This window comes from Klebsiella sp. PK01, assembly GCF_057624675.1.
Genome location: NZ_JBYEZM010000008.1, coordinates 1 through 13,758, shown reverse-complemented (window position 1 = coordinate 13,758; position 13,758 = coordinate 1). Strand labels below are relative to the sequence as shown.

The window sequence follows — 13,758 nt, the reverse complement described above, 5'->3', positions numbered from 1 at the left end:
TAAATGAGCTGTATTTGAGAAATAACCGGAAGTTCTCCGTCCCGTAACGGGACGGAGCGGGAGGCAAGCGTGATCGCAAAACAAGAATTAACGGGCCGAATTTTCAATATCCAGAAATATTCGATCTATGACGGCGATGGCATTCGCACGCTGGTGTTTTTTAAGGGCTGCAACATTCGCTGCCCGTGGTGCGCCAACCCGGAAGGGCTGAGCAGCCAGTTCCAGGTGATGTTCTCGCACGACAAATGCATTAACTGCGGTGACTGCGTCAGCGTCTGTCCGACGGATATTCATTATCGGGCGGAAGAAAACGGCGAAATGAAGCACTTCGTCGACCGCAACAAAGACTGCATCGGCTGTCGCAAATGCGAAGAGATTTGCACCCAGAACGCGCTGGACATTATGGGCAAGGACGTCACCGTCAGCGAGCTGATGGAGATCATCATGCAGGACTACGACTTCTACATCTCCTCCGGCGGCGGCGTGACCATCGGCGGCGGCGAGATGAGTCTGCAGACCGATTTTGCCGTCGCCTTATTTAGCGAATGCAAAAAGATGATGATTAACACCGCCGTCGAAACCCAGGGCACCACTCCGCTTGCCAACTACCAGAAGCTGGCGCCGGTCACCGACACCTTCTTGTTCGACATAAAGCAGATTAACAGCGAACACCACAAGGCGATGCTCGGCATCGGCAACGAAGGGATCCGCCGCAATCTCGAATGGCTGGTGGATTCCGGCGCCAATGTGATTGTGCGCATGCCGCTCATTCGCGGCTACAACGACTCATTCGACGCCATTACCGGCGCGATTGATTACGTACAGAAGCTGGCGAAGCGCGGGAATATCCGCCGCATCGACATGCTGCCGTACCACCAGTTGGGGCGCAAAAAATACGAACGCCTGGATATGCCCTACCCGATTACCCAGGACCCGTCTTATTCACCGGACGAACTGGACCGGCTGGAAACCTTCTTCCAGCAATTTGATTTTGATATTCGCTTAGTCCGCCATTAACAGGAGCCGACCATGAAAAGTTTAGGCGTAATTGAAACGCGAGGATGGGTCGCCGCCATTCAGGCCGTCGACGCCGCCTGTAAAGCCGCGGGAGTGACCTGCATTGGCTATCGCAAACCAGGCTCCGGGCTGGTGAGCGTCTGCTTTGAAGGGGAAATCAGCGCCATCCACACCGCTATCGAGCGCGGCGTGGCGGTGGCTGGCGCCGAGCACACCGTGAAGTCGCTGGTCATTGCCCGCCCGGAGCGCTGCGTGGTTGAAGCGTTAAGCAACCTCAAAGGCAACCCGCCGCCTGCGAAAAAAGCGGCCGAACCTGTGGTTATCGCCGCCCCGGAACCCATCGTTCCGCCTGCCGCCCCGAACGAAGCGGAAGATAAGCATCCGGCGCTGAAGAAAGGGAAGAAGTCATGATCGACACCTTGCTTCGCGAAAAAATCACCGTTCGCCTGAACGCAACGGCGCCGGTAATCCCGGTGGGGATCTCCAACCGCCACGTTCATCTCGCGCAACAGGACGTCGAGGCGCTATTCGGCAAAGGCTACAGCCTGACGCCGTTCAAACCGCTGCGCCAGCCGGGGCAGTTCGCCGCCCAGGAGTGCGTGACCGTTGTCGGGTCGAAGGGCTCGCTGACCAACGTCCGCGTGCTGGGGCCAACCCGCCCGCTATCGCAGCTGGAAGTGTCGCGCGCCGACTGCTTCACGCTCGGGATTAAGGCGCCAGTTCGTGAGTCCGGCCAGCTGGAGAATGCCGGCAGCGCGCTGCTGATTGGGCCCGCTGGCCACGTTGAACTCCATTCGCAGGTGATCTGCGCCTGGCGCCATATTCATATGTCGCCGCAGGACGCGCGCCGACTCAACGTTAGCAATGGCCAGAAGGTCAGCGTGCGCAGCAACGGCGAGCGCCAGCTGACTTTCGATGAAGTGGTGGTGCGGGTGCGCGATGACTTCGCGCTGGAGTTTCACATTGACACCGAAGAAGCCAATGCCGCCGGGTTGAAAAACGGCGCGCAGGTGACGCTCATCGGCTAACGGAGGCTCGCCATGACCGACGAACAGATTGAAGGTTTAGTCGCGCGGATTTTACAGCGCCTGCAACCGCCGGTACTGGTGATGGTGACCGCCGCTGACGGCTACCGCGCGGCAATCCGCCAGCGCCTGGCAAGCTGCGGCTACCCGCTGCGCCTCGCGCTGGAGGATGGTCTCGCCGACGCCGCCGCATGGCGAGAGGTAGGCGAGATTATCCCGTCATCGGCCTGGCAGGATGCCCTGCCGTCAGCGCCGTGGCGGGCGGTACTGCTGCCGTTTCTCGATTACCCGCTGGCTTCAGACCTGCTGAACGGCACGCGCAGCAGCCCGCTCGCCCGCTGCGCGCACGAGGCGCTGCTGAAGGGTATTCCCGTGCTGGCGCTGCGCTATCACTGCGATCCGCTTAGCGAACTCAACCAGCTACGCGGCGCGCAGGCCGACAGCGCCTATACCGGGCATCTGCTGGCCACGCTGGCTCGTCTGGAAGCCTGCGGCGTCTTCCTCGGCACGATGAATGAGCTGCTGGCGACGCTGGACGCGCCCACCGCGCCTGCCGCCACCAGCAGCGAACCGCGCCGTTATCTCACCGTCACAGACGTGGTGAATAATCCGGCGCTGGCGGCGGCCCCGTACGCGCAGCTGACCGATGCGGCCATTGATTATTTAAAAAACAGAAAGATATGACCTTACCCAACTATGAACCTGGAGCTTAACGATGTCTTCGAAAACAAAATGCTGGTTATGGATGCTGCTGGTTATCCTCTCCGAAACCTCGGCAACCTCGACGTTAAAAATGTTCGGTAGCAGCGAAGGCAGCACAAAAATGCTGCTGCTCGGCCTGCTGATTGCGCTCTACTGCACCTGCTATTACTCGCTCTCAAGGGCGGTGAAAGATATCCCGGTCGGCCTGGCGTACGCCACCTGGTCCGGCACCGGTATCCTGGTGGTCTCGACGCTGGGAATGGCATTCTACGGCCAGCACCCGGATACCGCCGCCATCATCGGCATGGCGGTGATCGCCAGCGGCATCGTTATCATGAACCTGTTCTCGAAGATGGGTTCCGAAGAGAGCGAAGAGGCTGCACCCATCACGCCAGTCGCCTCCATGGATAAGAAAATCGCCAACTAACAGGAAAGGAATACCCTATGTTTAATCTCGGATTTTTATGGCTGGCGCTGTCTATCGGCTCCGAAATCACCGGCACCTCGATGATCAAAAAGACCAACGGCTTCAGCAAGCTGGCGCCTTCAGTGCTGGTGGTCTGCGCCTACGGCCTGTGCTACTTCGCCCTCACCCGCGCGATGAGCACCATCCCGGTGGGCGTAGCCTACTCGCTGTGGTGCGGCTTCGGTATCGTCGGCGTGACGATCTGCTCCATGATCCTCTATAAGCAGAAGCCGGACCTGGCGGCCATTATCGCCATGGCGCTGATTATCTCCGGCGGCGTGATCATGAACGTCTTCTCGACCATGTAACAACGGTTTGTTTATCTTGCCGGGCGGCGGCTACGCCTTGCCCGGCTCATTCACCATGCTGGGTGAGAGCCGTGATTTACATGGACATCGCCTCGGCATTTGTCGGTAGCGCGATTCCGGGCACCATCAGGCCCCTCAGAATATGACATAATCAGGGAAGTATCTTTTGGCTTAATTCAATCGCTTCCATTCACTGGGCTCCATTGCTCCACAATGATGAAATATATTAAGAAGAGCCTCGTGTTGAGCGCTATCATCAAGAAAAAACTGGCAACCAGCGATCTGCAACACCTGGAACAACTAAAGGATCGGTTAAAAAGCCGATTCGGCGCGGCGCCTGGTATACACATGGCCGGTATTCCTATCGCGATCAGCATGATACTTGCTATCTTTTGCTACGCGATGCCCCAGATTTATGTATGGATGCTACTCTTTCGCTGGTTAGGAATACCTGAATACAAAGTACTGATGGGCGTATTTTTTGCAGCGATCGTATATTGCGTAGTCATCATGACTACAACCTTACTGACTGCTCGAGGCTCTTTAAACGGATATAAATTACATTTGATTATTATCACGCTGACAGGAATAACTAGCATTATCTACTTTATCGGTTCCTGGTTTTCATTTTTATTCGGCACGGTAGACAATTATACGCCGCAGATAACATCTGCTTTAGGTTTGATGTTTTTCTGCCTGAATATCATGTGGATGAATTCATCATCATTTTACCAGTCGATCGTCTTGACGTTACATAACCGCGTATGGCGTAAGCAATTGAAAATTGAAAAACAGCATATGTGATCCTTCCAGTCAGAGGTACCAAATTCAGCAAAACCTGCTTACGAGCAGGGTTTCAGATTGCTGAATAATACTTTGTATGCAACAGGTTTACCCCGCCGTGATTTCGTGGCAGGATAAAAAGATGAACAGAAACGTTATCGTTACCTACCCCCGTCGTTGGTGGCTGCCTGCATAACAGGCGGCATGATACACGTTTCCATTTTCAAAGCCGCCGGAAGGCGGCTTTGTTATTTTCAGGACGTCTTTCGGCTGAACAGTCTGATAAGGAGTCCCTGATGAACCATCCACAAACCATCCTCACCGGCGACCGCCCGACCGGCCAACTACATCTTGGCCACTACGTCGGCTCGCTGCGCCAGCGCGTCGCGCTGCAGCACGACCACCAGCAGTTTATCCTGATCGCCGACCTGCAAGGGCTCACCGATAACGGCAGCAACCCGCAAAAAATCAGCCACCATATCCTCGAAGTCATGGCCGATTATCTGGCCGTCGGCATCGACCCCAGGCTCACCACTATTTGCCTGCAGTCCGCTCTACCCGCGCTGGCGGAGCTCAGCGCGCTGTATATGAATATCGTCACCGTCGCCCGCGTGGAACGTAATCCGACGGTAAAAAATGAGATTGCCCAGAAGGGATTTGCCCGCTCGCTGCCGGTTGGCTTTCTCGCCTATCCAATTAGCCAGGCCGCCGATATCACCGCCTTCAAGGCCGAGCTGGTGCCGGTAGGCGACGATCAGCTACCGATGATTGAGCAGACCAATGAAATCGTCCACAAAATGAATAGCCTCACCGGCGAACCGGTGCTCCACCACTGCAAAGCGCTACTCAGCGAAGTGAGCCGCCTGCCGGGCGTCGACGGTAATGCCAAAATGTCGAAATCGCTGGGCAATACGCTGACGTTATCGGCCAGTGAAGAGGAGATTCACCGCGCGGTCAGCGCGATGTATACCGACCCGACACACCTGAGAGTCAGCGATCCGGGGCATGTCGACGGCAACGTAGTGTTCACCTATCTCGACGCTTTCCATAGCGATAAGGCGCTGGTTGCTGAGATGAAAGCCCACTATCAGCGCGGCGGGCTGGGCGATCGCCAGTGTAAGAATGAACTGGAAACCTGCTTGCAGGAGCTACTGGCGCCGATCCGTGAACGCCGGGCCACGTACAGTCAGGATAAAGGAATGCTACTGGAATTGTTGCGCCAGGGCAGCGAACGCGCCCACCAGCTCACGCAGCGGACGCTGCATGAAGTGAAGCGCGGGCTGGGGCTGCCGGTGCTGTTCTGAGCTTCAGAGCCCTGCCCCGGTCGTGCTACGTTTACCGGGGCTCGGTTTTATACCCTGCCTTTGTGCATCTTCACGCAGTTGCGTCCCTCGCGTTTGGCGGCGTACAGCGCATTATCGGCATCGCGCAACAGCAGGTTGTAATCGGGATGGCCGGAGTGCACGGCATAGCCAATGCTGGCGGTGATCGGGATCTGCGTGTCGCCGCCAACGTTAAACGCCAGTTGGCTAATTTTCTTCCGCAGGCGGTCGAGGATGGTAAACGCCTCTGACACGCCGGTCTCCACCAGCACCAGCAGAAACTCTTCCCCGCCGTAGCGGAAGATATAGTCGCTGGAACGGATATTGTCGCTGAGCAGTTCGGCAACATGTTTAATCGCCCGGTCGCCGACCATATGGCCCCAGTTATCGTTAATGCCTTTGAAATGATCGATGTCGACGATCGCCACCGTCATCGGCAACTCATGCTCCATCGCCAGCGTCACTTCATGCTTGAGCACCACCGGCAAATAGCGGCGGTTAAGCAGGCTGGTTAATGCATCTTTGCCGTTTTGCATCTGCGACAGGCTGCTAAAAATTACGCCCAGTTGGCTGCCGATTTGCTGGCAATGAATATGGATCCCCTGAATCAGGTTTTGTGTATTTTTATAATCCATGGCAGAGGCTGATGCCCGCCATCCTATTAATAAGTCGTCGACCTGCGAAATTAATGCGGCGATTTCGTCCATCTGGCTATTTTTGTTAAAATAGCGCACGCATTTATGGCGGAACCAGAGACCAAATTCCGATTCAGATAATAACGTAGCGTTAGTATGCGCTTTATTTTCGCTAACAATATTAAAAATTGCCGTATTTTCCCAACCGGAAAGCGCCGCCTGCTGTTTGCCATATTCCATCGGGACATTGTCCATCAAACTATACAGGCGATAAGCCTCTTCGTTTTTGGTCGCCCGATAGTGCGATAAGGTATAGGCATGGCACATCATCTCAACGGCCATATTAATCGCCATAATAGCGTAATAGATGGCATCGACGGCAATCTGGCGGTCGTTAACGTGGCTGCGGATATACTCAATAAGCCCGGCCTTAATTTGCCGGGCGCCGCGCAGCACCGCCTCCGCCGGGATACCGATCCGCGCGTGGATGCTGCCAATCTGATATTGCCGTTCCGCCAGCGCCGGCAACTGCGCTTTGTCGCTGGTCAGGATCTCCTTCACCCATAGCGCCAGCGAGCGGCTCAGTCTTTCCTGAACTAAATCATAAGTCAGGTGGCGGGCAATATCCGGATCCTGAAAAATAAAATCATAAAACCGGGCCGCTAACGCTTCCGATTGCTCCTCTGCGATATTTTTAAGTACCTCCTTAACGGCTGGCGTCAGGCTGTCATACAGCGGTAGCCACTCCTTAAAAATAACAGAGATATATTTTTTGCTTTCATCGTTCATGAATAAAGCGCTCGCCGGGCGTTAGTCTATTTCGGGGGTGCCGATCATACATGAGTTGCCGCAGGTCAACCAGACGAAGAAAATCATAGGGATAGCGTATTTCTCAGTCATTATAGCGAGGGGGTCGCAATTCCATAGTTTATATATGGACTTTGACGCTACCGATGTTAGTATCCAGATTATAAATATGCGTGTTTCATTTAAGGCCAGGATTGCTGATGATGACCACTCTAAAAGCACATCTTCCCCACCGGTTGGCAACGTAACAGGATTTTGCGCCGGACGGCCTTATCTCCCTTTTGTTTTATCGTCCCGCCGGGCGAAATAGCGAAACGCGCACCACTCAGCAATATGGAACAGAGCGAGTCGCGTATGGACAAGAACAAACGACGTTGGACCGGGTATATCGTAGTTGCAGCGGTGGTCATCGCCGCCGCATGGTGGATGTTGCGCCCGGCTGGGCTACCGCCGGGCTTCGCCGCCAGTAATGGCCGCATCGAGGCGACGGAAGTCGATATCGCCACCAAAATTGCCGGGCGTATCGAGACGATTCTGGTCAAAGAGGGGCAGTTCGTCCATAAAGGCGATGTGCTGGCGCGGATGGATACGCGGGTGCTCAATGAGCAGCGCCTCGAAGCCGCCGCGCAAATCAAAGAAGCGCAAAGCGCGGTTGCCGCCGCCAACGCGTTACTCGACCAGCGGCAGAGCGAAATGCGCGCCACCGAAGCGGTGGTGAAACAGCGCCAGGCGGAGCTAGACTCCACCGCTAAACGTCACGTCCGTTCCAGCACTCTTTCACAACGCGGCGCCGTCTCCGCTCAGCAGCTGGATGACGATCGCGCGGCCGCTGAAAGCGCCCGCGCGGCGCTGGAATCGGCGAAAGCGCAGGTCTCCGCCGCCCGCGCCGCCATCGAGGCTGCCCGCACCAGCATCATCCAGGCTAAAACCCGCGTTGAAGCCGCCGAAGCCACCGAGCGGCGGATCCTCGCCGATATTGACGATAGCCAGCTGAAAGCGCCGCGCGACGGCCGCATCCAGTACCGCGTCGCCGAACCAGGCGAAGTGCTGGCCGCCGGGGGGCGGGTATTAAACATGGTCGACCTGGCAGACGTCTATATGACCTTCTTCCTGCCAACGGAACAGGCGGGTCTCCTGGCGCTCGGCAGTGAAGCGCGCTTGATCCTGGATGCCGCGCCAGATCTAGTGATCCCGGCAAATATCAGCTTTGTCGCCAGCGTCGCGCAATTCACCCCAAAAACGGTAGAAACCAGCGACGAGCGGCTCAAGCTGATGTTTCGCGTCAAGGCGCGCATTCCGCCAGAGCTGCTGGAACAGCATCTGGAATATGTCAAAACCGGCCTGCCTGGGATGGCCTGGGTACGACTGGATAAGCAGAAAAGCTGGCCTGAAGCGCTGACGGTGAGGTTGCCGCAATGAAACTCACGCCGCAGGATACTTCGCCTCCCGTCGCCCTGCTGGAAAACGTTGGCCAGCAGTTTGGCGCCACCATCGCGTTGCGCGATATCAACCTGGCGATCCCGGCGCGACGTATGGTTGGCCTGATTGGCCCGGACGGGGTCGGCAAATCAAGCCTGCTCTCGCTTATCGCAGGGGCGCGGGCCATCGAGCAGGGTAACGTGATGGTGCTCGGCGGCGATATGCGCGACGTTCGTCACCGCCAGCAGGTATGCCCGAAAATCGCCTGGATGCCGCAGGGCCTGGGGAAAAACCTCTACCATACGTTATCGGTCTATGAAAACGTCGACTTCTTCGCCCGCCTGTTTGGTCACGATAAAACCGAGCGTGAACTACGCATCAACGAACTGCTGCAGAGCACCGGGCTGGCGCCGTTTCGCGATCGCCCCGCCGGTAAACTCTCCGGTGGAATGAAACAAAAGCTCGGCCTGTGCTGTGCGCTGATCCACGATCCGCAGTTACTCATCCTTGATGAACCCACTACCGGCGTCGACCCGCTCTCCCGCGCGCAGTTCTGGGATCTGATAGACAGCATTCGTCAGCGCCAGCCGGAAATGAGCGTACTGGTCGCTACCGCCTACATGGAAGAGGCCGAGCGCTTCGACTGGCTGGTGGCGATGAACGCCGGCGAGATACTGGCGACCGGTAGCGCGGCGGCGCTCAAAAAACAGACCGGCAGCCAGACCCTGGAGCAGGCGTTTATCGCCCTGCTGCCGGAAGCGCAGCGCCTGGCGCATAAAGACGTGGTCATTCCGCCGCGCGACGGCAGCGAGGAAGAGATCGCCATTGAAGCGCGCGGCCTGACGATGCGCTTCGGCAACTTTGTCGCCGTCGACCACGTTAACTTTCGTATCGCCCGTGGCGAAATTTTTGGCTTCCTCGGCTCTAACGGCTGCGGCAAATCCACCACCATGAAAATGCTCACCGGCCTGTTGCCCGCCAGCGAAGGCGAGGCCTGGCTGTTTGGCCAACCGGTCGACCCGAAAGATATCGCCACCCGCCAGCGAGTGGGTTATATGTCGCAGGCTTTCTCGCTCTATAGCGAACTGAGCGTACGGCAAAACCTGGAGCTGCACGCCCGCTTGTTTCACATTCCGGATCATGAAATAGCCGGCCGGGTCGCTGAAATGAGCGAGCGTTTTATGTTGACCGAGGTTGAAGACGCGCTCCCCGCCGCTCTACCGCTGGGGATCCGCCAGCGCCTGTCATTAGCGGTCGCGGTAATTCATCGCCCGGAGATGCTGATCCTCGATGAACCCACCTCCGGCGTTGACCCGGTGGCGCGCGATATGTTCTGGCAACTGATGGTTGACCTGGCGCGGCAGGATCGCGTCACCATCTTCATCTCCACCCACTTTATGAATGAGGCGGAACGCTGCGATCGCATCTCGCTGATGCACGCCGGCAAAGTGCTGGCCAGCGATACGCCGCAGGCGCTGGTTGAGCAACGTGGCTCCGCCAGCCTCGAAGAGGCGTTTATCGCCTGGCTGCAGGAGGCGGCGGATGCCACACAGCCGACCGTTTCTGCCTCTACAACGCCCGCGCCGCCTGCTGTCGCATCACACCACAAGAACGCGTCCCCACGCCAGTCATTCAGCCTGCGCCGCCTGTTTAGCTATAGCCGCCGCGAAGCGCTGGAACTGCGCCGCGATCCGGTGCGATCGACGCTGGCGCTGCTGGGAACGGTGATCCTGATGTTTATCATGGGCTATGGGATCAGCATGGATGTCGAGGATCTGCGCTTTGCCGTCCTCGACCGCGATCAAACGATCAGCAGCCAGAACTGGTCGCAGAACATTGCTGGCTCACGCTACTTTATCGAGCAGGCGCCACTGCAGAGTTATGACGAATTGGATCGTCGAATGCGTAACGGCGAGCTGGCGGTGGCGATAGAAATTCCGCCGAACTTTGGCCGCGATATCGCTCGCGGTACGCCGGTGCAGATTGGCGTGTGGGTGGACGGCGCAATGCCAAATCGCGCGGAAACGGTGCGCGGGTACGTGCAGGCGATGCATCTGGCCTGGCTACAGGAGATGGCCGGGCGGCAAAGTAGCCCGAATCGTGATACTTCGCTCATTTCTATCGAGACCCGCTATCGCTATAACCCGGACGTGAAGAGCCTGCCGGCCATCGTCCCGGCGGTGATCCCGCTGCTGTTGATGATGATCCCGGCAATGCTCAGCGCGCTGAGCGTGGTGCGGGAAAAAGAGCTCGGTTCGATCATCAACCTGTACGTGACGCCGACCACCCGCAGCGAATTCCTGCTCGGCAAACAGCTGCCTTACATCGTGCTGGGCATGTTTAACTTCTTTCTGCTGTGCGCGCTGTCGGTCTTCGTGTTTGGCGTTGCGCATAAGGGGAGTTTCCTGACCCTCACCCTGGCGGCGCTGCTGTATGTCACCATCGCCACCGGGCTGGGATTGCTGATCTCGACATTTATGAAGAGCCAAATCGCCGCCATTTTCGGTACCGCGATTATTACGCTGATTCCGGCCACCCAATTCTCCGGGATGATCGACCCGGTGGCGTCTCTGGAGGGGCCAGGTCGCTGGATCGGACAAATCTACCCGACCAGCCATTTCCTGACCATCGCCCGCGGTACCTTCTCCAAGGCGCTGAATATTAGTGATTTGTGGGTTTCGTTCATTCCACTATTGATTGCGGTGCCGCTGGTGCTCGGGCTGAGCGTGTTGCTGCTGAAAAAACAGGAGGGGTGATGCGCGGATTACGCAATATTTATAACCTCGGCATCAAAGAGCTGCGCAGCCTGCTCGGCGATAAAGCGATGCTGGCGCTGATCGTGTTTGCTTTTACCGTGTCGGTTTACTCCTCGGCCACGGTAATGCCCGGCTCTCTACACCTGGCGCCTATCGCTATTGCCGATATGGATAAATCACAGCTCTCATCGCGGATCATTAACGGCTTTTATCGGCCATGGTTTTTAACGCCGGAGTTGATCAGCGCCGATGAAATGGATGCCGGGCTGGATGCCGGACGATATACATTCGCCATTAATATTCCGCCAAACTTCCAGCGCGATGTGCTAGCCGGTCGTCAGCCGGAGGTGCAGGTCAACGTCGACGCCACGCGAATGAGCCAGGCCTTTACCGGCAACGGCTATATCCAGAATATTATCAGCGGTGAAGTGAACAGCTTTGTTGCCCACTATCGCGACAACAGTACGCTGCCGGTGGAGCTGGCGGTGAGGATGCGCTTTAACCCTAACCTTGAACAAGAGCGCTTCGGCGCGGTGATGGCGATTATCAACAACATCACCATGCTGGCCATTGTCCTCACCGGTTCGGCGCTTATCCGCGAGCGAGAGCACGGCACCATTGAGCACCTACTGGTGATGCCGGTAACGCCGTTTGAGATAATGATGGCCAAGATATGGTCGATGGGTCTGGTGGTGCTGGTTGTGTCCGGGCTGTCGCTACTGCTGATGGTGCAGGGAATTTTGCAGGTGCCGATTGAAGGGTCGATCCCGCTGTTTATGCTGGGGGTAGCGCTCAGCCTGTTCGCCACCACCTCCATCGGCATTTTTATGGGCACGCTCGCCCGTTCTATGCCGCAACTGGGGCTACTGATGATCCTGGTGCTGCTGCCGCTGCAGATGCTCTCCGGCGGATCCACGCCACGGGAGAGTATGCCGCAGCTGGTTCAGGACATTATGTTGACCATGCCAACCACCCACTTCGTCAGCCTCGCGCAGGCGATACTGTACCGCGGCGCCAGCTTTGCCATCGTCTGGCCGCAGTTTTTAATTTTGTTCGCTATCGGCAGCGCTTTCTTTACCATTGCGCTGCTGCGTTTTCGCAAGACAATTGGTGAGATGGCATAAACCTGAACCAGGCGCTGCGCCGATGGCTTATTTTTGACGATTCATAAAGCGACGTAGACCCCAGGTGAAGGCCATTGCCATACTGAAAAGGATGAATAACAGCACAATCCAGCTGATAGAAATGCGCAGCAACGTGCCAGGCGTCATAAATGGCTGAAGATAAACGGTGAAAGAGTGGGCAGGCGATTTTCCCAGCAGTTGATAGGCGCTATCGGTAAGCCACACGCCAACCCGGCAGAACAGCCAGATAATCGCCGGCCAGCAGAGCAGAACCAGAAAGGTAAAGCGCTCCTGAATGTAAGTGACGATCTGGCGCAGCGGCGGCCAGTTAAGCAGGATTTTCATTTATATTCTCATATTGCCAGCCGATGACCTGCAACATTCATCGCAAGGCATTCCGGGCAGCGTCCGTACAGGCAATCTACCCTATTTGTATATCAAATTTACCGTCACTTAAACCAGATCAAGTTAACAAAGTGTTAATGATGTATCGCATCAACCCCAAAAAGAGTGGATAACCCTGTCGTTCATGGAAATAAGCGGAGAGGAGAAGTATTAAGCGGCGGGAATAAATTTTCAAGTCCACAAGTGGCTGATTTTATATCTGATAGCAGCGCGCCATTATTTCGCCGCTGGGCAATATAATGGCGCGGAAATATAAGTGGGTGATTAATCGTAGCTGCTGATAATTATTTTCCTGTTCGCATCATTCGGTAAATTCACCGTTTGGGTAACCACCCCATGAGAAGGGACTGCCATATTTTGCGTGTTAATGAGGTAAGTATTTTGCCCACAACGCTGTTGAGCTTTTTCATTAATGATATTGGTACTGCAGGTAGGTGTCGCCACACGCCCGGAGATCGTTAATGTAGCGGTATCAGCAGCGAATGCAGGCAAGCTCAATCCATAAGCTAATGTCAGAATCCCAATTAGCGGTTTTTTCATTGAATTTATAACCAGTTAACAGGATGAGAAATAAGCGATTTGCTTTCTATTTTTCTCCCTCAGGAGAAGTGATGCGTTGATGTCATCACGCAGGAAAGATAATCCATATAATTAATAAGGACAATTATACTGAGAGCTATTAGTGTGATAGGTATTACTGATGTTAGCGGACCAGGCGGCTGGGCAGGGTGTTTCCCCGGAGGCGGTGTAGGCCGGGGAAGGAGCGGTAGCCCCGGTAAGCGCAGCGCCACCGGGGGAGACGGCGGCGCGTCTGGCCGCAAAACACAAAAACAAAAGGCCCAGTCTTCCGACTGAGCCTTTCGTTCTATTTGATGCCTGGCAGTTCCCTACTCTCACATGGGGAGACCCCACACTACCATCGGCGCTACGGCGTTTCACTTCTGAGTTCGGCATGGGGTCAGGTGGGACCACCGCGCTATCGCCGCCAG

At 56.2% G+C, this 13,758-nt stretch carries 14 protein-coding genes and 1 rRNA gene; 11 read left to right on the top strand and 4 right to left on the bottom strand.

Going from position 1 to position 13,758, the window contains the following annotated elements; translation table 11 throughout:
* Window positions 1–69 precede the first annotated feature (69 nt).
* The 8 genes from cutD (at window position 70) to trpS (ending at window position 5,605) form a co-directional block, all read left to right on the top strand.
* A complete protein-coding gene (gene cutD, locus AC22LX_RS21195; RefSeq protein ID WP_487334197.1) occupies window positions 70–1,017 on the top strand; it encodes a choline TMA-lyase-activating enzyme in 948 nt (315 codons plus the stop codon).
* A gap of 12 nt (window positions 1,018–1,029) precedes the next feature.
* A complete protein-coding gene (locus AC22LX_RS21190; RefSeq protein ID WP_045395442.1) occupies window positions 1,030–1,428 on the top strand; it encodes a BMC domain-containing protein in 399 nt (132 codons plus the stop codon).
* Complete coding sequence (locus AC22LX_RS21185; protein ID WP_063447368.1) at window positions 1,425–2,045, top strand: phosphate propanoyltransferase; 621 nt, start codon at window positions 1,425–1,427, stop codon at window positions 2,043–2,045. The genes AC22LX_RS21190 and AC22LX_RS21185 overlap by 4 nt, the downstream gene beginning before the upstream one ends.
* A 12-nt stretch (window positions 2,046–2,057) precedes the next feature.
* Window positions 2,058–2,726, top strand: coding sequence for a hypothetical protein (locus AC22LX_RS21180; RefSeq protein ID WP_045395438.1), 669 nt, complete (start codon window positions 2,058–2,060; stop codon window positions 2,724–2,726).
* A 31-nt stretch (window positions 2,727–2,757) separates the two neighbouring features.
* Window positions 2,758–3,171 (top strand): DMT family transporter, encoded by a 414-nt coding sequence (locus tag AC22LX_RS21175; RefSeq protein WP_045395436.1) that lies wholly within the window; start codon window positions 2,758–2,760, stop codon window positions 3,169–3,171.
* 17 nt (window positions 3,172–3,188) lie between these two features.
* The gene (locus AC22LX_RS21170) at window positions 3,189–3,518 is read left to right on the top strand and encodes a DMT family transporter (protein ID WP_004204123.1); all 330 of its coding nucleotides are present in this window, start codon (window positions 3,189–3,191) and stop codon (window positions 3,516–3,518) included.
* 240 nt (window positions 3,519–3,758) lie between these two features.
* The gene (locus AC22LX_RS21165; RefSeq protein WP_227504561.1) at window positions 3,759–4,322 is read left to right on the top strand and encodes a hypothetical protein; all 564 of its coding nucleotides are present in this window, start codon (window positions 3,759–3,761) and stop codon (window positions 4,320–4,322) included.
* Window positions 4,323–4,597: 275 nt separating this feature from the next.
* The gene (gene trpS, locus AC22LX_RS21160; RefSeq protein ID WP_487334196.1) at window positions 4,598–5,605 is read left to right on the top strand and encodes a tryptophan--tRNA ligase; all 1,008 of its coding nucleotides are present in this window, start codon (window positions 4,598–4,600) and stop codon (window positions 5,603–5,605) included.
* A gap of 47 nt (window positions 5,606–5,652) precedes the next feature.
* Here the strand turns inward: trpS and AC22LX_RS21155 are convergent, their stop codons facing one another.
* The gene (locus AC22LX_RS21155; protein ID WP_045395430.1) at window positions 5,653–7,047 is read right to left on the bottom strand and encodes a diguanylate cyclase; all 1,395 of its coding nucleotides are present in this window, start codon (window positions 7,045–7,047) and stop codon (window positions 5,653–5,655) included.
* 372 nt (window positions 7,048–7,419) lie between these two features.
* Between AC22LX_RS21155 and AC22LX_RS21150 the strand changes: the two genes are divergently transcribed.
* From AC22LX_RS21150 to AC22LX_RS21140, 3 genes are read left to right on the top strand one after another with little or no spacing between them, the layout of a single operon-like run.
* Window positions 7,420–8,484 (top strand): HlyD family secretion protein, encoded by a 1,065-nt coding sequence (locus AC22LX_RS21150; RefSeq protein WP_045395428.1) that lies wholly within the window; start codon window positions 7,420–7,422, stop codon window positions 8,482–8,484.
* Entirely contained in the window at window positions 8,481–11,240 is a 2,760-nt protein-coding gene (gene rbbA / locus AC22LX_RS21145; protein ID WP_045395426.1) for a ribosome-associated ATPase/putative transporter RbbA, read from the top strand. Before AC22LX_RS21150 ends, rbbA begins: the two co-directional genes overlap by 4 nt.
* Window positions 11,240–12,364: an ABC transporter permease gene (locus tag AC22LX_RS21140; protein ID WP_045395424.1), complete on the top strand. Its 1,125-nt coding sequence runs from the start codon at window positions 11,240–11,242 to the stop codon at window positions 12,362–12,364. Before rbbA ends, AC22LX_RS21140 begins: the two co-directional genes overlap by 1 nt.
* Before the next feature lie 27 nt (window positions 12,365–12,391).
* Here the strand turns inward: AC22LX_RS21140 and AC22LX_RS21135 are convergent, their stop codons facing one another.
* The 3 genes from AC22LX_RS21135 to rrf all read right to left on the bottom strand — a co-directional run bounded on the left by AC22LX_RS21135 (window position 12,392) and on the right by rrf (window position 13,758).
* On the bottom strand, window positions 12,392–12,709 hold the full coding sequence (locus tag AC22LX_RS21135; protein ID WP_020079735.1) for a hypothetical protein: 318 nt from the start codon (window positions 12,707–12,709) through the stop codon (window positions 12,392–12,394).
* Between the two features lie 324 nt (window positions 12,710–13,033).
* Window positions 13,034–13,309, bottom strand: coding sequence for a DUF2574 family protein (locus AC22LX_RS21130; protein ID WP_020079736.1), 276 nt, complete (start codon window positions 13,307–13,309; stop codon window positions 13,034–13,036).
* Window positions 13,310–13,643: 334 nt separating this feature from the next.
* Window positions 13,644–13,758 (bottom strand): 5S ribosomal RNA (gene rrf, locus AC22LX_RS21125).